We start from the raw sequence: 19882 nt of genomic DNA, 5'->3' as shown, positions 1-19882 counted from the left end.
GCCACGAACTTAATCGGCGAGGAACCCGCCAATCGCGCCGCCGATGGCGCTGTCGGTGGCGAAGAGGAACGCGACGAGCACGCCGACGACGAAGATACCGAGTCCGCCGAGGACGCCCGCGGGGCCGCCGAGGGTCGCCCCGAGGAGCGTGACGAACGCCGATACACGGCCCTTATACGGCCGGACGTACAAACAAGGATATGCACTTCGAAGACCTTCCGACCACGCCCCGGTCGGAGGAGTTGGTCGACAAGGCGTTCTCGCGGGCGGCACGCGCGGGGCGAGCGAAGTCCGGGTTCGAGGCCCAGGAGTCGATGCTCCAGACCGCCTCGAACATCCTCTCGGACAACCTCGGCAACGTCGTCACGTCGTGGCCCGACTTCGAATTGGTCGACGAGTTCTACTACGAACTCGCCGACGCGACGCTGGCGGATACGGACGTCGAGGGCGTCGACGCGCTCCGGCAGCGGCTCTCGGAGGTCATGTGGGCCAGTCGGCAGTGTGACAAGATTCGCGAGGAGTACCACAGTCGCATCCGCAACGCCGACCTCGAAACCGCACGAAAGCTCCGCAAGCAGGCCTTTGCCCGACTCGCCGACGTGACCGAGCAGGTCGAAGACGACCTCTTGGCCATCAGCGAAGCACGGGACGCGCTAAAAGTTCTCCCCGACATCCGCGCCGACGAACCGGCCATCGTCGTCGCCGGCTACCCCAACGTCGGCAAGTCCTCGTTCGTCAACAGCGTGACCAACGCACGCAACGAGACCGCCACCTACCCCTACACGACGACGGGAATCAACGTCGGCCACCTCGAACGCGACCGAATCCGGTATCAGTTGGTCGATACGCCGGGACTGCTCGACAGGCCCGCCGAGGAGCGCAACGCCATCGAGGCTCAGGCGGTTTCGGCGCTGACGCATCTCGCCGACGCGGTGTTGGTAATGGTCGACGCCAGCGGAGCCTGTGGCTACCCGCTCGATGATCAACTGGAGTTGCTCGCCGACATCGAATCGCAGTTCGACGCTCCCGTGGTGGTCGTCTGCAACAAGGCCGACCGCTCGACGGACGTCGAGGCCGACCACTACATGAGCGTCGAGACCGGCGAGGGCGTCGAAGAAGTCGTCGATGCGATAGTCGATGCGGTCGGGTACGAAGCCGAGTTGCCGTTTGAGGGGTAGAGCGGAACCGAAGGTTCCGCTGACGAACGGCGGCCAGCGGTCGCCGTGAGTAGCGAGGTCGCCTGCGGCAACCTCGAACGATGTTCCGCTAAGCGCGTTTCAGCGCCACTACGTATCCGACGATAAGAACGGTCGTAACAACCACTGCCCCCAACACGTCGACCGAATCGCTCGCAAGGGAACGGCCGGAAAGAGCGACCGTTTCGACGACGCCGACGCCGACCGAGACGACGAGTATCGTGGCCCACATGCCCCCGACGGCGTAGCCGACTTCGTCCAGCTGTGCCGTCCGGACGGCGTGGGCGATAACCGCGAGGCCACCACCGACGGGGACTACGAGAATCGGGTCGGTGGGGTCGGATACGAAGAGGGCACCGCCGATACTGATTGCGGTTCCGTACACGAGTACTGCGAGGAGGACACGAATCCAGTGGCGGGCGGTCACAGTCAGCAGTCGTCGGAGGAGTCGTTTGAGCGTGGCGGCTCCGAGCGGTACGGTGGAGTGTCGGGCGGTCCCGCGACCGCCTAACTGAACAGCAGTTTCCGGCCGAATCGCGGAAGCATCCCGATGGTCGACGTCGAGAAGGCGACCGCGGCGGTGGGGGAGGGGAGCCGGTCGCCGAACACCCAGCGGTAGCCACGAACGGGGGTCAGCGCCCCGAGGGCGAGAATCATGTGGACCGGGATATCGACGGTGGCGTGTTCGATCGGGCGGAAGTGGGGGTTGTAGTGGTCCAGGGAGACGACCCAGAACGCCGGGTACTCGCGTATCTGGAGATGGTCGCCGCGTTCGCGTTCCCGATAGACGGCGAGGGCGCCCTTATGCACAGACCACGGGAAGTTCGAGGAGACCACGTCGAGGTCGGTCGGGAGCGTGGGTTCGTCGACCTTGGAGACCCGAACGGACCCGTCGTAGCCGAGCGCTCGCGCCAACGGAATCGCCTCGCCCCAACTGTCGACGGTCGTCTCGTCCATACCTTCAGTACGGTCGGAGCGGACATAAAAAGCGGGCTGTCGAGGGACAGCAAGTGACGCGGCAGGTGCCGCGTGGACCGTCAGTTCGTCGTCGCGTTGTAGGTCACGCGGACGTTGTACGAGACCGTGACATCGCCGGGGGACACCGAGGTGCCGTCGGCGGCCGCGCCCGCTGCGGCGGCCTCGTATCGAACCGGCGAGTACCGCTGTTCGGAGGCGTCGACATTCGCGACGCTGGTGACGCTGAGGTCGCCGTTGTTCGCGATGGTGTCGGCCTGCAGTCGCGCATCGCTCATCGCGTCGGCGATGGCGTCCGAACGAAGTTCCTCGCGGCGCTCATCCGAGAGCGTAAAGGAGACGTGGTTGACTTCGGCACCGGCGTCCGCGGCGGCATCGATAACCGCACCGACGCGGTCGGGGTCATCGAGCGTCACCTCGAATTCGTGGGCGCCACGGTACTCGGGGGCGTCGGCGGTCTGTTCCTCACGCGGCGGCCGGCGGTCCTGTCGGATGCGGTACTCGCCGGTTTCGTATTGCTCCTCGGAGACGTTCGCGTTGGCGAGGTTCTCACGGAGGTCCGCGGCGCCTGTCGAGAGGTCGTCGCGAACCGTCTGGGGGTCGTCACCTTCGGCAGTCACGGCGATTCGGAGGACGGCCTGATTCGGTGCGGCGTCGGCCTCGCCGGTCGCGTCGACGGTGATCGTCCGGTCAGCCGTTTCGTCGGCGTTCTGTGCTCCAGTCGGCATCACCATCGCGGCGCCGACCAACCCCGCTGCGAGGAGGGCCGTCGCCACGACGAGCGCCGAGAGTTTCTTCGGGGACATACACGAGGGTAGTCGGTGGGAGACAGCGTATAAACGACGGTAGCTCAAAGAGGCCTTTGAGCCATCAACTCTCCTCGATTTCGAGGTACCGAACCTGAACGTCCACGTCGAGACCGTACTCGGCAGCCAGTCGCTGGTCGATAGCGGCCGCAAGCCCCGGCCGTGGCGCATCGGGCGGGACGCCGACGGTCACGACGACCTCCGAGGGACGGTGGAAGAGGACGTACTCGCTCGTCGTCCCCACCTCGAGTTCGACGAGTTCGTAGCCGTCGTAGGCCGGGTCCTCGAGTTCGGCGTCGACGCCGGCACGGATGTCCTGTTCGGTGGTGGCGGTCTGATAGGAGTCGAACGTGACGCCGCCGAGGAACAGCGAGAGGACGGCGATGGCGCCGACGAGAAAGACGACGCGCTTGAGCGTCGCCACACGGGCCTGGTCGCGCTGGAAGAACTGCTGGGGCCGGTAGCCGGAGTACCACAACACGACGAGCGCCGCGAGGTTGATAGAGAGGACGTTGACGGCGACGAGGACGGCCGACCCGAGCGCCAGCGACGGCTCGCCGTAGGCGATGCCGATCCCGACCGTCGCCGCCGGCGGGATGAGCGCGACGGCAATCATGACGCCGACCAGCGCCGCCGAGACGCCGGTCATCAAACTCACCGCACCGGCGACGCCGGCCCCGATTGCGACCGCAAGTGACAGGAAGTTCGGCGACAGCCGCTCTTCGACCTCCGAGAGCGCAAGCGGGTCCAACCCCGGCGGAACGAGGTTCGTCGTCTGGACGAAGATGGCGAAGGCCGTCGCCGCGACGATAGAGAGGACGACGCCGAGCAACTGCAGTACTGCGCCGCGTCTGAACAGGTCCGTGTCGTCGATGACGCTGCCGACCGCCGCGGCCATCGCCGGGCCGATGAGCGGGGCGATAACCATCGACCCTACGACCGTCGCCGGAGAGTCGAGCAGCAGTCCCGCGGTGGCGATAATCGCCGAGACGACCGTCATCACGACGTAGGTCGGCAGCGACGACGCCAGTTCCTCCGCGCGCGCTTCGAGTTCCTGTCTGGCGATGCGCTCTTCGCTTTCCTCCTTCTCCGCGTAGCTCTCCTTCAGTTGTTCGAACCGTTCGGAGACGACTGTTTCGGCGCTCAACACGACCGTGTACGCCTCGCGGTCGAGACCGACCTCTCGGAGCTCTTCGAGGATGGGTTCGACCGCGTTCGTCGGAAGCGGGAAGTACGCGACTGCGGTGTACTCGCGGCCGCTCGTCTCCTCGGTGACGACGTAGTCGATACCCTCCTCGTCGAGGACACTGAGTACGGCCTGTCGCTTCCCAGCGGGAATGGTCACCTGGACGAGTCGCACAGGCGGCCATCGAAGCGAGGGGCGTTAACGCTACCGAACCGACAGGCCGAACACGAACGGGACGGGGTTTATCTTTAATCCAACCGTACGACGTGTATGGTCTCGACAGGAACTTCCGCACCGACGTTCACCGCGACGGTTGGAACCAGCGACCACGAATCGTTCGACCTCGCCGACCACCTCGGCGACGGACCGGTCGTGTTGGCGTTCTTCCCGGGCGCGTTTACCCCGCCGTGTACCAACGAGATGGTGGCGTTCCAAGAGCGGCTCGAACACTTCGAGGACGCCGGCGCAACGGTGTACGGTATCAGCGCCGACTCGCCGTTCTCACAGGGCGCCTTCCGCGAGGAACACGGCATCGAGTTCGACCTCGTCAGCGACATGGCCGGCGACGCCATCGGCGCCTACGACCTCGAAATCGACATCCCCGACCTCGGGCTGTTCGACATCGCCAACCGCGCCGTCTTCGTTCTCGACGGTGACGGAACGGTCGTCTACGAGTGGGTCGCCGACGACCCCACGAACGAACCCGACTACGAGGCGGTTCTCGAAGCCGTCGAGTCGGCCTGAACCGAGGACCGCGCTCCTTATCCGGTCGAACCGTCAATCGACGGTATGTTCGATACACGCCCGAACCGGGAGGCCGAAGTCGTCCTCGTCGGGCGCTCCAACGTCGGCAAATCGACGTTGATGCGGGAACTCACCGGCCACTCGAAGTTCGCCACCGGCGGCAGCCCCGGCGTCACCCGGAAACCCAACCACTACGACTGGGCCGCGGAGGACTTCGTCATCACCGACTTGCCCGGGTTCGGATTCATGTCCGGCGTCCCCGAGGAGGTCCGCGAGGACATCAAACGCGACGTGGTCCAGTACGTAGAGGAGTACGCCGACAACATTCTCGTCGCCGTGTTGGTCGTCGACGGAAAGGCCGTCGTCGACATCATCGACCGCCACTCCGGCCCCGAGGAGATACCACACGACGTCGAGATGTTTGGCTTCCTGCAGGAACTCGGCGTCCCCACCGTCGTCGCCGTCAACAAGATGGACAAAGTCGACGACCGCGACGAACGCCTCGACGACCTCGCCGAACGCCTCGGCCTCTATACCCCCTGGCAGCAGTTCGACGAGATTCTCGCACCCATCTCGGCGAAACGCGGCAACATCGAAGCGCTCAATCAAGCCGTTCGCCACCACCTCCACGAACAGCAGCGGGACGATTTGTTCAAGTTCTTCTAGCGAACCTTTTTGCACGGTCGCTCGCCGAGGGCGAGCGACCGGCAAAAACGCCCTCAGAAATCGGAGATTTCTGATGGGCTGCGGAAGACGCCAACGGCGTCTTCCGAACGTTCATGAAAAAGACACGTCGGGCCTCCCGTTGGTCGGCCCTCGGTCCCGTGCGTGGCGGCGAAGCCGCCACGACGGTACGGTTGCGGGCAAGCCCGCAACCCGCGCCTCACTGCGTTCGGCGCGGAGAACCGCGCTCGCTTCGCTCGCGCGGATGCTACTTGCTGGCGGACTGTTGAGGTGTCTCATCAGAACTGGAACGGTGGCTCGGAGAAAGTCCCTCATCACAAGGGGCTCAGAGGGGGTAACTTTCGTCACCGCCACCGAGTTGTGTTTTCGGGACCGAGCGGTTTCAATGCCCCGGGATTCAACGCAGCGAAAAACCGATGCCCCGTATCGGAGGGCAGTCGTCGCTTCCGTCAGTCGTCCGAGGGTGCCACAGTCGATGGGCCACCACCGACAGCGCCGCCGGGTTGTGTGACGGATTTGTAGAACATGATGAGCATCGAGACGATGAGTGCACCGCCCCAGATGAACCCGGTCGGCATGAGGAACATGAGTCCGAAGCCCTCACCCAGCCAGACGATTCCGGGGATGCCCCACTGTCCTGCGATGAACAGTCCGGTTACGGCCGTCCGGAGGTTCCCGGTGACACCGAGTGCAGGGACGGCGAACCCCATTACGATTGCCAGAATCGAGAGTACACCGAGGTGTGCGTGACCGCCAATCATCCACCCCGGGACGGCGTCCCCACCTGACAGAATTACGAACTGATGCAACCCCACCGCCATCATCACTGCGAGCCCCAGAAACCCGGAGCCCTTGAGTGCGCGCGTCATGCAGTGTGCATCCTCCCACGCATTCTTGATAAAATTTGTCAACGGGTCGAGTAACCGAATCGGCAAGGTCGTCTCCACGACATCGGAACGCCGACGCCGCGAGCGGAGGTCACCGGGAGGCGTACATCGAGTAGGCGATACAGACCAAGCCGACGAACTGCGCGATGCGGACACCGACGCGGAGCGCATCCTGATATATCAACGGCAGGATGCGGAACTGCAGGAACACCGAGGTGATAAACGCCAAGCCGTAGGCGACGCCGAACAGGAGAATCATCCCGACGGAGAGATACAGCATCTGTCTGCTGTCGTTCCGTCGCAGGCCGCGATAGGCCTGATAGCTGATGAACAGGCCGAGAGCGACCGACGCGGCCGCGAACGCCATCAACACGAGAACGACCGGTTCGAAGCCCAGCAGTGTCATGATCGGAACCCCTCCCACAGTTTCGTGAGTTCGTCGGCGGCGTCGGATTCGGGCGGTTCGAGGTCGATGGTGAACGAGAACCCCTCGTCGGTGAGTTCGACCCGGAGTTCCGACAGTGCCGCCTCGTAGACGGTCTCGTGGTGACCGTCAGCCCGGGGGCGTGTGGATTCGGCCACGAGGCCGGCCGCCTTCAGCCCCTCGAGCCGGCGGTACACCGTCTGTCTTGACACGTCGGCCACCTCGGCGAGTTCGGCCGTCGAGTGCGGTTTCCGAGCGGTCGCCTCCAGCACCGTCCGGACATAGTCATCGTCGAGGAGTCCGACGACGGTTCCGAGGGCGGGATCTGACGGTCCGCTCACGGCCGTGCCTCTCGGGGGAGATACAAATAGTTCACCGCTCGCTTCGCGGACGCCGACCGAAAGCGTTCCTGCAGCGTCGTTGGCGCACGTCCGAGTGGAGACATCGATAGCAGTCACGACAGGTTGTAGGTTAACAGTCGGCTGGTTCGGTGTTCGGACGGGCGGAACGAGACGAACACTGAGACCGTCGACTCCCCGACAGTGACCTCAAGGGTGTCTCCCGGTTCGACGGTGTCGTAGGCCTCGGCGAACTGCCGGCCGTCGGCCTCCGGGAACCCGCTGTTGGACGCCCCGGTTTCCCGTTTCGACACGACCAGCGCCTCGGCGTCGACCGGATGGCCAGCCTCGTGGCGGAGGGTCACCGTTCCGGAGTCGGGGTCGTGGTCGGCTCCCCACGTAATCTGTGGCGTTCGCCAGTCGACACCGATATCCGAACCGTCGGTTCTGGTCTCGATGATCACACGCCGTCCCTCCGTTCGCACGTCGACAGCCTCGGCTCTGACTGCGGTCTCGCTGGCACGGAGTTCCCGTTTGATCGACTCCTCCGGAACCGACTCGGCGCTCTCGAAGAGGTGCTGACTCCGGAAGTACGCAGTGTCCTCCCGGTAGGCGTGGGACGTGCCGGTGACGAGGGCGTCGGCAGTCGACTCCAACCCGAGATCGAGACCGTCGATGATGTCGAAATCGTTCGTCCCCATCGCGTTCGTCATCGCTTCGAAGTCGTCGTCGGTCTCGTGCCGACGGTCGATGCGGCCAGCGCCGACGTCGGCGGCGACTTCGATGGAGCGGTGACGGTTCTCACCCTGCGCCCAGATGACGGCCCCGTCGGTGACGGCGACCGCACGCGGCGTGTCGTCTCTGTCGTAGAGCGTGTAGGATTCGTAGCTACCGGCGGGTTCGTAACCGGTGCCGTCGAGAGCGTCGGCGACGACATCCGGACCGGTCGACCCCTCGAAGACGAACGCACCACCGGCGGCGACCGCACGTTCGTACTCGTCGAAGTCGGTGCCGAGGTAATCGGACGGGCCGACGAATAGCCCGCGACCGATCGTCCCCGGCGGGAGGGTTCCGGGACGAGCGGCGTGGGTCGCCGCCGCGTGGTCCTCGGGAAGCGCCGACCGGGTGGGAATCCACCTGCGGTACGCCGGCGGGTCCGACGGTGGGAAGTCGATGCGGCCGAACCGGACGCGCTGGCCCAACGGCGGGAGCGTCGTCGTACAGCCGGCCACGGAAATCGCTCCGGCAGCCACGACCGACGACAGGACTCGTCGGCGAGAGAGGGCGTCAGCGGGGGTGTTTCGTTTCATCCGTTTCCGCCTTCACGCCGGTACCGGTTATAAACACCCGACGAGCCACAGCCACCGTGGACCGGCGAAGCGTATTTAGTTCGGGAGGTGCAGCCACCAGTGGTTCCGTCGGTTGGGTTTCAGAGTCGGTCAGTTTTCCGGCCGAGAATCGGAGGGTTTTGAACCACGGCGACGGACGGCGAGGTATGCGACGCCGAGTCGGGACGAGTCTCTACGCAGGACTACTGTTTACGGTGTTGGGCGCCGTCGCGTGGGCGAGCGGCCAGCCGTTCGTCTTCCCGAGTCTCGGCCCGTCGGCGTACATCCTCGCATTCGACCGCCGCGGCGAGCGGACCCACGCCTACCGCGTCGTCGGAAGTCACGTCATCGGTGCCATCGCGGGATTGGGCGCGTACTGGGCCGTTGCACCGGGCGTCACGCTGACGACGCTGCCGCCCGCGCTGTCGACCGACGGGTTGCGGTTGGCCACGAGCGGTGTCCTCTCTATCGTCGCGACCAGTTGGGCGATGATAGCGACCGACACCAATCACGCGCCGGCGTGTGCGACGACGCTCATCGTCTCGCTCGGACTGCTGTCGACGCCGTTGCAGGCGACCATCATCGTCGCGAGCGTCGTTGGTTTGGTTGCCGTCCACCTGTCGGTGATGTGGCTCTTCGAGCGCGTCGTCGGCGAGAGCCACCCTGCCTACCGCTAACCGTCCAGTGGTTCGCCGCACTCCGGGCACTCCTGGTCGAGGTCCGTCGCCGGCGCGTCACAGACCGGACAGAATCGGCGCTTGCAGGCTCTATCGCCCATGTCCCGACGTAGGACGGACGGGAAATAAGCCCTCGGTGAGGCGTCGACTGTTCCGAACATGTTCGGGGCCGTTCGTTTGGGTGCGGAGTGCCTACATTCAAACATGAGCGATACAGGCGTCCTCACCGGCGAGGAGTCGGAGACGAGTACGACCGAGCAATCGGAGACGACGACCGTCAGAGTTCACTGTACGGGACACGTCCGCAGCGCCGTCGGCCAGCCGAAGTTGGAGTACACCTTCGAGGGGTCGACGCTCCGTGCGTTCCTCGAGTCCTTCTTCGAGGCGTACGACGTGGCAGAGTTACTCATCGCCGAGACCGAAGACGAGGCGGCCGCTCACGGCTGGGTGCGGTCGAACGGCGACCCGCCCGGAACGTGGAACAAGAACCCCGAGGGCGAACAGACCCGTGCGTTCGCCCGCGTCGCCGTCAACGGCCGATTCAACGAACACCTCGACGGCCTCGACACCGAACTCGAAGACGACGACCGGGTGTCGCTGATGTACCCGTTCATGTACTGCTGTTGAGTTAGCGGTCATCCCACGCCGCGAGGTCGGCGTGTTCGGCGACGCGTTCGATATCAGATGTATCGTAGATGCCATCCTCGGTGACGACGGCGGTGAACAGCCCGCCGGGCGTCGCCTCGAACGTCGGGTTGTACACGGAGACCGCCGCCTCACCGTCGTAGACCGCATCGGGAGAACCGAGAGCAGCATCGACCTCCGTCTCGGGGACGATTTTGTCGCGGGCACAGACCGCATAACAGTCGATATTGGCCCGCGTCGCGGCCAGCGCCGCCAACCGCGTCCCGACCTTGTTGACCACGGCCCCGTCGGCCAACACCGAGTCCGCGCCGACGAGCACCGTATCGATGTCCTTTGACACAACGTTACCCATCGCGGCGTCGACACACAGCGTCGTGTCGATGCCGCCGTCCGCCAAACGTTCGGCGACGCCGACGCCCTCCCGAGCCGGGCGGGATTCGGCGACGAAGACCGCATCGGGGGCCGCTGTTAGTAGCGCATCGAGAGCGGTCCCGGACCGAGACAGCGTGAGCACTCGGTCGCCGATGCGTTCGGCGGCCTCGGCGGCCGCCGCGGCGTCGGCGGCGACGGCCTGCTGACACGCTTCGAGACCACGGTCGCGGACGGAGGCGACCGAGCGGTCGGCGGACGCCATCACGCGATTGATGCGGTTCGACACCACGCCCATGCTCGGACGACAGTCACGAAGCCGCCGGGCCGTATCGGCGACCGATTCGTAGTCGTCGCCGTTCTGGGCGGCGACGGCGGCGCGGTCCCGGAGGCCTTCGAGTGCGCGAACCGAAATGTACGCGGCACCGTGGTCCGTGTCCGCCGAGACGGAGTCGACCGTCGGTGCAACGGCCGCGTACGTCTCCCACAACTTCGGCACCGTCTCGCGGTCGAGGATGGCGGGCGGTTGGACCCACTCGTAGTTGGCCAGTTCATCGTTTGGCGTCACGTCGGTCGAGTCGCAATCGAAGAGATACGGGTGGACGAACCACTGGACCTCGTGGTCGTCGTCCGCGACGGCGATGGGGTCGGCGCTCCGGACGAGCGTCGCGGATTCGAGCAGTCCGACCTCCTCGTCGATTTCCCACCGTGCGGCCTCGTCGGGCGTCCCCTCGGCGTACCCGGAGACGCCGCCCCAACGGCCGGCGTAAGTTCCGACCGCATCGCTCCGGCGGACGAGAAGGATTTCGGTGCCGTGGCGCAGAAAACAGGTGATGACGGACCGTTCGTCCATACTGACCAATCGGTCGCCGAGCGCTTATACGTCCGGTCGGAGTAGCCACGATATGCGCGTCGTCCTGATGAGCGATACGCACGTCAAGTCCCGCGCCGCCGCGCTCCCCGAATGGGTGAAAGCGGCGTTGGAAGACGCCGACCACGTTATCCACGCCGGCGACTTCGACTCCCGGCCAGCCTACGAGGAGATAGCCGACCTCGCCGGCGAGTTGACCGCCGTCGCGGGGAACATGGACCGCGCGTTGGGATTGCCCGAGGTCGCAACCGTCGAGTTGGGCTGCGTCCGGTTCGTCGTCACTCACGGAACGGCCCCGACGACGGCTATCGCGAGCGCGTACTCGATGTCGTCGAGAACAACGTCACAGAGACCGTCCCGACCGTCGGGGTGTCGGGTCACACACACCGTGTTTTCGACGAGGAAGTCGACGGCTATCGACTGCTCAATCCCGGGAGCGCGACCGGCGCCTTTCCGGCACAGGAGGCGACGCTGATGGTTGCCGAGGTAGACGGCGGCGACTGTACGGTCGAACTCCGACGGGAATGAGACGACTGCGACGGGGTGGCGGACATCTCCGGTATCTCGCCCCTTTTTGTCCGGACGGGCCAATCCCGAGGTATGGAGGCCTTCGCCGTCGAGGGACTGCCGGAAATACGCGCAGGCGACGACCTCGCCACGCTCATCGACGAGCGCGTCGACTTCGAGGATGGTGACGTACTGTGTCTCGCCAGCACGGTCGTCTCGAAGGCCGAAGGCCGGAAGGCCGACCTCGCGGAGTTTCCCGCGAGCGCACGTGCGGAGGCCATCGCCGAGCGCCTCGAATCCGTCACCGGCGAGACGAAAGACCCCCGCTTCGCACAGGCCGTCTTGGCGGAAAGCGAGGAGCTCGTCATCGAGGCGCCGTTTCTCCTCGCCGTCACTCGCTTCGGCCACGTGACGGTCAACGCCGGCATCGACCGCTCGAACGTCCCCGGCGCGGAGTTGCTACTGTTGCCCGAAGACCCCACCGCATCGGCCGAACGACTCTCCGAGGCGCTCGGCGTCCCCGTCGTCGTCACCGACACCTCGGGGCGGCCGTTCCGCTACGGCCAACGCGGCGTCGCCATCGGGTGGGCCGGACTCCCCGCCGCCCGCGACTGGCGCGGCGAATCCGACCGCGACGGCCGGGAACTCGACGTGACCGTCCAGGCCGTCGTCGACGAACTCGCCGCCGCCGCGAACCTCGTCGCCGGCGAGGGCGGCGGCGGCACTCCCGCAGTCGTCGTTCGCGGCTGGGAGTTCGGCGACCACGCCGGCAGCGACGAGTTGTTTCGAACCGACGAGGACGACCTCGTCCGAGACGCCCTTCGCGAGTGGAAGTTCGAGCGATAACGCGATGTTCGCCGTCGAACAGTCCCCCGCGACCGACTCCGAACCATGATAGGAATCGAACTCACCCCCGAACACCCAGTCAGTCGCATCGCCGACCTCGGCGAAGCGGCCGAAGCCAACGGCTTCGGCACCGTCTTCACGACGTGTCACTACAACAACCGCGACCCCTTCGTCGCGCTGGACAGAATCGCCCGTCGTACCGACTCGGTCCGAATCGGCCCCGGCGTCGCCAACCCCTACGAGACACATCCGGTGACGCTGGCCTCCCGCGTGGCGACGCTCGATGAAGCCTCCGGCGGCCGGGCCGTCTTCGGCGTCGGCGCGGGAGACAAATCGACGCTGTCGAACCTCGGCTACGACCGTGACCGGCCGCTCCGACGCGTCCTAGAGACGTTCAAAGTCGCAAGCGACCTCTACGCGGGCGAGCGCGTCGACCACGACGGCACGTTCCTCGCGAAGGACGCCGGCCTCAACTACGCCGATGCCGTCGGCGAGATTCCGACCTACGTCGGCGCACAGGGACCCCACATGATACGGATGGCCGCAAAACACGCCGACGGCGTCCTGTTGAACGGCTCACACCCCCGGGACTTCGCGTGGGCGGCCGAGCAAGTCGAGCAGGGGCTCGACGAGCGGCCGGAAGAGCGCGGCGGGTTCGATTTTGCCGCCTACGCCGCAGTGTCGGTGTCCGAAGACGCCGAGGCTGCACGCGAGGCCGCACGGCCGCCGGTGGCGTTCATCGCTGCCGGGGCGGCACCGCCGGTGTTGGACCGCCACGGCCTCGACGGCGACCGTGCCGACCGCATCGGAACCCACATCTCAGCGGGGGAGTTCACCGAGGCGTTCGAGACGGTGAGCGAGGAGATGATAGACGCCTTCTGCATCGCTGGGCGACCGGAAGCCGTCGAAGAGAAAATCGCAGGCGTGTTGGAGTACGCCGACAGTTTCGTCGCGGGCGCGCCGCTCGGCCCCGACCTCGAAGACGCTATCGAGCTTTCTGGGGCGGTCCTTGCCCGGTCGGAAGCAGACGCTTGACGGAGGCGAGAACCCCACCGAGCGTCAACACGCCGAAGACGCCGGCGGCGAGTGTAACGAAGACGGCGCCCGACAGCATCATCGCGGCGACGAGGGGGTCCGTCGCGGCGACCTCTGCAAACCGTTCGATGAGACCGACCGTGTTGTCCGATACACCGGTCTGGATGTCAACCATACACTACCGTTCGACGCCTCCTACTTGTGTGTGTCCGTCCGCCGCCGATTATAAGCCCGCCGCGTCCCCACTGCGGGTATGCGCGATAGCTCGCTGGAGGATTTCCTCGGGGGCGACGACAGTGAGGCCGACGGCGACAGCGATGCCGACGGCGACCCGGACGCCGAGGCGGACGACCCCGTCGATGGCGTCAGCCCCGCCGTTTCGACGTACGACTGGACCCCGACGGGCGCGACGTGTACGAGCTGTGACGCCGTCGTCGAGCGCCGCTGGCGGGACGGAAGCGACGACGGGGACGGCGAACTCGTCTGTTTCGACTGCAAAACGTGGTGAACGCTCACGAGGGGGACGCTCGGTCGGAACCCTTATGACCGATTATCCGTTCAGTTCATTCGTAATGGCGACTGGCACGGTTGACTTCTTCAACGACACTGGCGGCTACGGATTCATCGAAACTGACGACGCAGACGAGGACGTGTTCTTCCACATGGAAGACGTCGGCGGCGACGACCTCGAAGAGGGGCAGGAGGTCGAGTTCGACATCGAGGAGGCCGAGAAGGGCCCCCGCGCGACGAACCTGACCCGACTGTAAATCCGAGCGATACGTCGCAACGAGCGACAGAACTACCACAATACCGAGTATTTTTCACCGGACAGCGACGCGTTTCGGTGGCGCTCTCGACCGGAAACGGCGGGGAAAATTCTCGCGTGTCTGAGTTGTCACGAAGAAAACGAATACGAGAGGCTTATACGTGCCCACCATCTTTCTCTATTCGCAATGGCAAACGGTAAGGTTGACTTCTTCAACGACACTGGCGGCTACGGATTTATCGAGACTGACGACGCGGACGAGGACGTTTTCTTCCACATGGAGGACGTTGGCGGCCCCGACCTCGAAGAGGGTCAGGAAATCGAGTTCGATATCGAGGAAGCCGAGAAGGGCCCGCGCGCGACGAACGTCACGCGCCTGTAAGGCTCCCGCTTTCCACACTCGCTTCGAGCGACTGAACTGACTTTTCCGTATTTTCCGACGACGAGCGACGGCGTTTTAGTATCCGACTCACGCACTCGAAGAACCCACTGTGTGGTCCATACTCCAACCCCCATAGTGCTTACATCGCTTCGGCCCCATCGACAGGTAATGACAGCCGTACCGCGACCACAAGACGTATGCCGCGTTTCTCCGGGTACCCGGTACGCCCTCCATGACTGACACGACCGAGTCATCGGCCGCGCCGCCGGCCGAGCGGACGGTCGACGTACAGCGTGCCGGCGAGACCGCACGGGACGTTATCGACAACGTCCAGCGGGTCATCGTCGGCAACGACGACGCAATCGAGCATCTGGTCACCGCGTTGTTGGGCGGCGGCCACGTCCTCCTAGAGGACGTTCCCGGCGTCGGCAAGACGATGCTCGCGCGGTCGGTCGCCGAATCTTTCGACTGCTCGTTCAAGCGCGTCCAGTTCACGCCGGACCTCCTTCCGGCCGACATCACCGGCGCGAACGTCTACAACCAACAGACGAGCACCTTCGAATTCCGCCCCGGCCCCGTCTTCGCCAACGTCGTCTTGGGCGACGAAATCAACCGTGCGCCGCCGAAGACACAGGCCGCCCTGCTGGAGGCGATGGAGGAAGGGCAGGTGACCGTCGACGGCGAGAGCCACCCGGTGCCGGACCCCTTCGTCGTCATCGCGACGCAGAACTCCATCGAGCGCGAGCGCACCTACGAACTGCCGGCCGCGGAGTTGGACCGTTTCATGTTGAAGTTGCATCTCGGCTACCCCGACCCCGACGACGAGTCGGAGGTCATCGACCGCGCCGTCGGCGGCCACGCCATCGACGACATCTCGTCGGTCGCGACCGACGAAGCGCTCCGGGAGGCCCGCGAAGTGACCGGAAACGTCGAGGTTCGGGACCCGCTCCGGCAGTACGTCACTCGATTGGCGAACTACACCCGCGAGCACGCGGAGTTGGGCGTCAGCCCCCGCGGCTCTATCGCCTTGGTGCGGGCCGCACAGGGCCGTGCCGTACTCGACTCCCGCGACTACGTGATTCCCGACGACGTACAGGCCGCCGCCCCGGTCGTCTTCCCCCACCGGATGCGGACCTCACCCGGCGACGAGGACAGCGAGGCCGTCGTCGAGGGGGCGCTGGAATCCGTCGCCGTCGAGGAGTGAGAACTGGCGATGCTCACGAACGTCCGAAACCTGCGGCCGACGCGGCGGGGACTGACCGTCTTCACGGTGGCGCTGTTGGCGTTTCTGTTGGGCGCCGGCGCGGGCGCTCGGTCGCTGAACGCCGTCGTCGTCCCCGCCTTGGTCGGCCTCGGCGCGGGCGCCGTCCAACTCCTCCGGGCCGACCCGCCGACCGTCGAGCGCTCGACGCCCGAGGCGGGCTTTCCCGGCGAGTCTCGAACCGTCACCCTGAGCGTCGACGCCGACGTTCCCTGTACAGTCACCGAGTCGCTCGCCGACGGAGTCGACGCCGACACAACTGAAGCGGCCGTCGGCCACGGCGGGATCTTCGAGTACCACATCGAGTTGCGCCGCCGTGGCGAACACGACCTCGGACCGGCGACCTGCCGGGTGACCGACTCACTCGGCCTGTTCAGGACCGACGTGGAGACGGCGGGGACGACGACGGCGCTCGTCTATCCCGACGTGTACGGACTCGAAGACGACACGTTGGGGTCGCTCGTGAGTCGCGTCCTCGGCGACGACCGCTCGTCGTTCGACCGCCTCCGTGAGTACGGCCCCGGCGACACGATGCGGGACATCCACTGGCGGGCGAGCGCGAAGCGAACGGACGAGGAGTTCGTCGTCGCCGAATACGAGAGCCGTTCGGAGGCGACCCAACTCGAAGTTGTCGGTGAATCGGCGTTGGGCAGCGCCGACGCGATGGCCGAAAGCGTCGCCTCGCTCGTCTCCCACCTCCACGACATCGGCGTCACCGTCGCCGTGACGGTCCCCGACGGGAGCACCGTCGCCCACCCCGGCGACATCGTTTCGGTGCTTCGACTCCTCGCACGCACCGACGACGGGTGGGTCGACCCCGAACGACGGCGGAACGCCGACGTATACGTCCTCGGGCGAGGTGGCAGTGCGACCGTGACGTTCGCCAACCGCGAAGTCGACTTCGAGGGACTTTCGGGGGGCAACCGGAGTCGGGAGGTGTTGGCGTGAGCACGACCGACAGGTCGGTTCGCGACGCCCTCGGTGCCGTCGAGGCTCCGGTCGCCCCGGCCCGCCTCCTCGCGCTCGGTGGCGTCGCGACCACGCTGGGGGCGTTCTGTTACGTCCTCTATCGGATACTCGTCATCACCGGCGACGCGACGCTTCTGTACTACGTCGTCGGTGGGGCCGCACTCGCCGGCGCTGTGCTGGCGTGGCTCATTCGCCCGCGAACCGCCTTCGGCATCGGCGCCGCGGCCGTCGTCATTGGCACCTACCTCTACATCCAGTCGCTCCCCGGCGGATTCGGCTTCCTCGTGTTGGTCGGGCCGATGGTGAGCGACGTGTTCGCGCTGTTGAGCGGCCTCTCGGTGCTCCGCATCGTCAACGCCGACGTGTGGGCGCTTTCGGCCGCCCCCGGCCCGGTCTTTCTGGCCACCTACCTCGCGTTGCGTCGCAACTACGTCGCCGCCAGCGCCGTCGCCGGCGGCGCCCTCGGTGTGGTCGTGTTGACCGGCGACGCGACGACGCCGACCACGCTCGTCGGCGTCGTCGGCGTCACCCTCGCGTTGGCCTTCGGCGACTGCGACCGCCGCGGCGAGTCACTCAGAAACGCCGACGGCGTCGTCGTCTTGCTCGCGACGATGGTCGTGTTGACGCTGTTCATCGGAGTTGTCCCCGGCGCCGCCGGGTCGTTCATCTCCACGGAAGGCGTCGGTACCCAGACCTCGACGATGGAGTCGAGTCTCGTCCACGCCGGCGACAGCCTCGCCGTCACCGGCCCCGTCGAACTCTCCCCGGAAGTACGCTACACGGTCGAAGCCGACGCCGAGGCGTACTGGCGGGTCGGCACCTACGACCGCTACACCGGCGGGGGATGGGTCCAAAGCGGCGAGATGCGCAACTACGGCGGGTCGCTGCCGCCGCCCCCCGGCGAGAGCCGGACGCTCGAACAGCGCTACACCGCCGAAACCGACATCGCGACGCTCCCGGCGGCGAACACGCCCGTCGACATCGACGACGTTCCCGTTCCCGTCCAAGTGACCGACAGCGGCGCGTTCCAGCCCGCCAGTCCGCTACAGGCCGGCGAATCCTACACCGCCACGAGCGAGGTGCCCGTCGCCCCGCCGGCGGAGCTCCGGAGTGCCGGCACCGACTACCCCGACGCCGTCACCGAGCGGTACACGCAGTTGCCGTCCAGTACGCCCGCCCGCGTGACCGAGCGGACCGACCGACTCACTGCCAACGCCGAAAACCCCTACGACACCGCTCGCGTCCTCGAACAGTGGCTCCAGAACAGCTACGACTACTCGCTGGATATCGAACGGCCGCGCGGGAACATCGCCGACGAGTTCCTCTTCGAGATGGACGCGGGCTACTGTACGTACTTCGCGACGACGATGGTGACGATGCTCCGAACCCAGGACATCCCGGCGCGGTTCGTCGTCGGCTACACACCCGGCCAACAGGTCGACGACAGCGAGTGGGTCGTCAGAGGGTACAACTCCCACGCCTGGGTCGAGGTGTACTTCCCGGAACACGGTTGGGTGAAGTTCGACCCCACGCCCTCGGACCCCCGCATCGCCGAGGAGCGCGAAATCCTCGCGGACGCCCGCTCGGACAACGACAGCGACATCGACACCGACGATTCCCTCGACTCCGATTTCGACCAAGGGACGCCCGACCCGACGACACCCGAGGGGCCGAACGGGACGGACACCGAACCGAACGGCACCGAGACGACACCCACCGACGGTCCGCCGGGAGCCGACGACGACGGCGAGTTCTCGCTGCCGACGATACCGGTTCCGACGCCCGAAGAGGCCGGCTTCGGGTTGCTCATCTTCGCCGGCGTCGTCGCCGGCCTCAGACGCACCGGTACCGATCGGCGACTCTACCGGGAGCTGTGGCTCAGGCGCCTCCCGGCCGACGACCCCGAGGACGTCGTCGCCGGCGTCTATCACCGCGTCGTCCACCTCGAAGAGCGCGACGGCCGGCAGAAGGGCCCCGGCGAGACTCCCCGGCAGTTCCTCGCTGGCGACGACCGAATCGAGCGCGTCGGCCGACTGTACGAGCAGGCCCGCTACGGCCACGGCGTCGACGCGGCCGACGCTGCGGCCGCCAGAGCCGACCTCGCTGACCTGCTCGAGGAGCGGTCTCGACTGCCCCATCTGGTGGAAAAGCGGGATACACGGTCCCGATAGTGTTTAATACGGCCGTCGTGTACACCCGGATTGTAATGTCGGAAGTCTGCTCGACGTGCGGTCTCCCGGAGGAACTCTGCGTCTGCGAAGACGTCGCCAAGGAGTCCCAGGAGATCAACATCCGCATCGACGAGCGCCGATACGGTAAGGAGGTAACGGTCATCGAGGGGTTCGACCCCCGAGACGTCGATCTCGACTCGCTTTCGAGCGACCTGAAATCGAAGTTCGCTTGCGGCGGTACCGTCGAGGACGGCGTCATCGAACTACAGGGTAATCACCTCGGACGCATCGAGGATTTCCTTCAGGAGAAGGGGTTCAACGTTGCGTAGCGCCCTCTGAACCGCACGTCGAGTCCGTTTTTCGAGCACCCACTCGACCAGCGGCGGCTACGGAGTACCGTTCAGAACGGCGCGTCCGGGCCGTCGTCGCCGGCCGCGATTCCCGACGCCGCCTCCTCGCCGGACGCCAGTTCGTACTCCCAGCCCTCGATTCCGGGCGCAAGCGAGTCGACCCGGCCGGAAAACCCCTCGAAGGAGCCGATGAGTCGGGCGGCCTGCTGGCTCGCCTGCCCGTGAGGACACACCGTCACGACGCGGTCGGCGTCGGCGAACTCCTCGATTCGCGTCGTCAGCTCCTGAAACGGGACGTTCTCGCTGCCCGGAATGTGTCCACGGGTGAAGGCAGCAGGTGACCGGATGTCGACGATACGAACGTCCTCGCCGTCGTCGAGTAGCTCCCGTAACTCCGCTGCAGAAATCTCGCCGTCCATACCGTTGGGTAGGCGACGAGCGTATTAAACGGCAGGACTGGACGAC

26 protein-coding genes and 1 pseudogene are annotated in these 19882 nt (G+C 66.0%); 15 read left to right on the top strand and 12 right to left on the bottom strand.

Annotation, left to right across the window (positions count from 1 at the left end):
* Nucleotides 1–9: 9 nt before the first annotated feature.
* The gene (locus tag NMP98_RS13530) at nucleotides 10–192 is read right to left on the bottom strand and encodes a hypothetical protein (RefSeq protein ID WP_254858365.1); all 183 of its coding nucleotides are present in this window, start codon (nucleotides 190–192) and stop codon (nucleotides 10–12) included.
* An 8-nt stretch (nucleotides 193–200) separates the two neighbouring features.
* Here NMP98_RS13530 and NMP98_RS13525 point away from each other — a divergent pair, with 8 nt between their 5' ends.
* A complete protein-coding gene (locus NMP98_RS13525) occupies nucleotides 201–1178 on the top strand; it encodes an NOG1 family protein (RefSeq protein WP_254858364.1) in 978 nt (325 codons plus the stop codon).
* Between the two features lie 88 nt (nucleotides 1179–1266).
* On the opposite strand, the gene NMP98_RS13520 is transcribed toward NMP98_RS13525, so the two are convergent.
* The 4 genes from NMP98_RS13520 to NMP98_RS13505 form a co-directional block, all read right to left on the bottom strand.
* Nucleotides 1267–1623, bottom strand: a complete 357-nt coding sequence (locus tag NMP98_RS13520; RefSeq protein WP_254858363.1) for a hypothetical protein — start codon at nucleotides 1621–1623, stop codon at nucleotides 1267–1269.
* Nucleotides 1624–1703: 80 nt separating this feature from the next.
* Nucleotides 1704–2153, bottom strand: a complete 450-nt coding sequence (locus NMP98_RS13515; protein WP_254858362.1) for a hypothetical protein — start codon at nucleotides 2151–2153, stop codon at nucleotides 1704–1706.
* Nucleotides 2154–2233: 80 nt separating this feature from the next.
* Nucleotides 2234–2977, bottom strand: a complete 744-nt coding sequence (locus NMP98_RS13510) for an SIMPL domain-containing protein (protein ID WP_254858360.1) — start codon at nucleotides 2975–2977, stop codon at nucleotides 2234–2236.
* Between the two features lie 64 nt (nucleotides 2978–3041).
* On the bottom strand, nucleotides 3042–4337 hold the full coding sequence (locus NMP98_RS13505; protein ID WP_254858358.1) for a TIGR00341 family protein: 1296 nt from the start codon (nucleotides 4335–4337) through the stop codon (nucleotides 3042–3044).
* A 96-nt stretch (nucleotides 4338–4433) separates the two neighbouring features.
* On the opposite strand from NMP98_RS13505, the gene NMP98_RS13500 reads away from it, so the two are divergent.
* Complete coding sequence (locus NMP98_RS13500; protein ID WP_254858356.1) at nucleotides 4434–4907, top strand: redoxin domain-containing protein; 474 nt, start codon at nucleotides 4434–4436, stop codon at nucleotides 4905–4907.
* Between the two features lie 45 nt (nucleotides 4908–4952).
* Nucleotides 4953–5573 carry a GTP-binding protein EngB gene (engB, locus tag NMP98_RS13495; RefSeq protein WP_254858355.1) on the top strand — a complete coding sequence of 207 codons (621 nt, stop codon included), beginning with the start codon at nucleotides 4953–4955 and terminating at the stop codon, nucleotides 5571–5573.
* A gap of 467 nt (nucleotides 5574–6040) precedes the next feature.
* Here engB and NMP98_RS13490 read toward each other — a convergent pair whose 3' ends face one another.
* The 4 genes from NMP98_RS13490 to NMP98_RS13475 all read right to left on the bottom strand — a co-directional run bounded on the left by NMP98_RS13490 (nucleotide 6041) and on the right by NMP98_RS13475 (nucleotide 8550).
* Nucleotides 6041–6460: a DUF8059 family membrane protein gene (locus NMP98_RS13490; protein WP_254858353.1), complete on the bottom strand. Its 420-nt coding sequence runs from the start codon at nucleotides 6458–6460 to the stop codon at nucleotides 6041–6043.
* A gap of 109 nt (nucleotides 6461–6569) precedes the next feature.
* Nucleotides 6570–6884 carry a DUF7521 family protein gene (locus tag NMP98_RS13485; RefSeq protein ID WP_254858351.1) on the bottom strand — a complete coding sequence of 105 codons (315 nt, stop codon included), beginning with the start codon at nucleotides 6882–6884 and terminating at the stop codon, nucleotides 6570–6572.
* Complete coding sequence (locus tag NMP98_RS13480) at nucleotides 6881–7243, bottom strand: ArsR/SmtB family transcription factor (RefSeq protein ID WP_254858349.1); 363 nt, start codon at nucleotides 7241–7243, stop codon at nucleotides 6881–6883. Before NMP98_RS13480 ends, NMP98_RS13485 begins: the two co-directional genes overlap by 4 nt.
* A 113-nt stretch (nucleotides 7244–7356) precedes the next feature.
* Nucleotides 7357–8550, bottom strand: coding sequence for a hypothetical protein (locus NMP98_RS13475; protein ID WP_254858346.1), 1194 nt, complete (start codon nucleotides 8548–8550; stop codon nucleotides 7357–7359).
* A 185-nt stretch (nucleotides 8551–8735) separates the two neighbouring features.
* Here NMP98_RS13475 and NMP98_RS13470 point away from each other — a divergent pair, with 185 nt between their 5' ends.
* Nucleotides 8736–9245: an HPP family protein gene (locus NMP98_RS13470; protein WP_254858345.1), complete on the top strand. Its 510-nt coding sequence runs from the start codon at nucleotides 8736–8738 to the stop codon at nucleotides 9243–9245.
* A 204-nt stretch (nucleotides 9246–9449) separates the two neighbouring features.
* Nucleotides 9450–9872 carry a MoaD/ThiS family protein gene (locus NMP98_RS13465; protein WP_254858343.1) on the top strand — a complete coding sequence of 141 codons (423 nt, stop codon included), beginning with the start codon at nucleotides 9450–9452 and terminating at the stop codon, nucleotides 9870–9872.
* Nucleotide 9873: 1 nt separating this feature from the next.
* Here the strand turns inward: NMP98_RS13465 and NMP98_RS13460 are convergent, their stop codons facing one another.
* Nucleotides 9874–11112 carry an eIF2B alpha/beta/delta subunit family protein gene (locus NMP98_RS13460; RefSeq protein WP_254858341.1) on the bottom strand — a complete coding sequence of 413 codons (1239 nt, stop codon included), beginning with the start codon at nucleotides 11110–11112 and terminating at the stop codon, nucleotides 9874–9876.
* Nucleotides 11113–11164: 52 nt separating this feature from the next.
* Between NMP98_RS13460 and NMP98_RS13455 the strand changes: the two are divergent.
* The 3 genes and pseudogenes from NMP98_RS13455 (at nucleotide 11165) to NMP98_RS13445 (ending at nucleotide 13518) form a co-directional block, all read left to right on the top strand.
* Nucleotides 11165–11658, top strand: a pseudogene (locus tag NMP98_RS13455) (metallophosphoesterase family protein).
* A gap of 72 nt (nucleotides 11659–11730) precedes the next feature.
* Nucleotides 11731–12483, top strand: coding sequence for a coenzyme F420-0:L-glutamate ligase (locus tag NMP98_RS13450; RefSeq protein WP_254858339.1), 753 nt, complete (start codon nucleotides 11731–11733; stop codon nucleotides 12481–12483).
* Nucleotides 12484–12528: 45 nt separating this feature from the next.
* On the top strand, nucleotides 12529–13518 hold the full coding sequence (locus NMP98_RS13445; protein WP_254858337.1) for a 5,10-methylenetetrahydromethanopterin reductase: 990 nt from the start codon (nucleotides 12529–12531) through the stop codon (nucleotides 13516–13518).
* Here the strand turns inward: NMP98_RS13445 and NMP98_RS13440 are convergent.
* Nucleotides 13469–13693, bottom strand: coding sequence for a DUF8024 family protein (locus tag NMP98_RS13440; RefSeq protein ID WP_254858335.1), 225 nt, complete (start codon nucleotides 13691–13693; stop codon nucleotides 13469–13471). The genes NMP98_RS13445 and NMP98_RS13440 overlap by 50 nt on opposite strands.
* A gap of 78 nt (nucleotides 13694–13771) precedes the next feature.
* Here NMP98_RS13440 and NMP98_RS13435 point away from each other — a divergent pair, with 78 nt between their 5' ends.
* From NMP98_RS13435 to yciH, 7 genes are all read left to right on the top strand, one after another.
* Nucleotides 13772–14026, top strand: a complete 255-nt coding sequence (locus tag NMP98_RS13435) for a DUF7573 domain-containing protein (protein WP_254858334.1) — start codon at nucleotides 13772–13774, stop codon at nucleotides 14024–14026.
* Nucleotides 14027–14090: 64 nt separating this feature from the next.
* Entirely contained in the window at nucleotides 14091–14285 is a 195-nt protein-coding gene (locus NMP98_RS13430; RefSeq protein ID WP_178915385.1) for a cold-shock protein, read from the top strand.
* Nucleotides 14286–14471: 186 nt separating this feature from the next.
* Nucleotides 14472–14666, top strand: coding sequence for a cold-shock protein (locus NMP98_RS13425; protein ID WP_178915386.1), 195 nt, complete (start codon nucleotides 14472–14474; stop codon nucleotides 14664–14666).
* Between the two features lie 232 nt (nucleotides 14667–14898).
* Nucleotides 14899–15870, top strand: coding sequence for an AAA family ATPase (locus tag NMP98_RS13420; RefSeq protein WP_254858332.1), 972 nt, complete (start codon nucleotides 14899–14901; stop codon nucleotides 15868–15870).
* A 9-nt stretch (nucleotides 15871–15879) separates the two neighbouring features.
* Entirely contained in the window at nucleotides 15880–16875 is a 996-nt protein-coding gene (locus tag NMP98_RS13415; RefSeq protein ID WP_254858331.1) for a DUF58 domain-containing protein, read from the top strand.
* Entirely contained in the window at nucleotides 16872–19067 is a 2196-nt protein-coding gene (locus tag NMP98_RS13410) for a transglutaminase TgpA family protein (RefSeq protein WP_254858330.1), read from the top strand. Before NMP98_RS13415 ends, NMP98_RS13410 begins: the two co-directional genes overlap by 4 nt.
* A 35-nt stretch (nucleotides 19068–19102) precedes the next feature.
* Nucleotides 19103–19396: a stress response translation initiation inhibitor YciH gene (gene yciH / locus NMP98_RS13405; RefSeq protein ID WP_156710340.1), complete on the top strand. Its 294-nt coding sequence runs from the start codon at nucleotides 19103–19105 to the stop codon at nucleotides 19394–19396.
* Nucleotides 19397–19467: 71 nt separating this feature from the next.
* Here yciH and NMP98_RS13400 read toward each other — a convergent pair whose 3' ends face one another.
* The gene (locus NMP98_RS13400) at nucleotides 19468–19836 is read right to left on the bottom strand and encodes a rhodanese-like domain-containing protein (RefSeq protein WP_254858329.1); all 369 of its coding nucleotides are present in this window, start codon (nucleotides 19834–19836) and stop codon (nucleotides 19468–19470) included.
* Nucleotides 19837–19882 lie beyond the last annotated feature (46 nt).

Source organism: Natronomonas gomsonensis (assembly GCF_024300825.1).
Classification (GTDB): domain Archaea; phylum Halobacteriota; class Halobacteria; order Halobacteriales; family Haloarculaceae; genus Natronomonas; species Natronomonas gomsonensis.
This window is presented reverse-complemented; position numbering and strand designations above follow the sequence as displayed.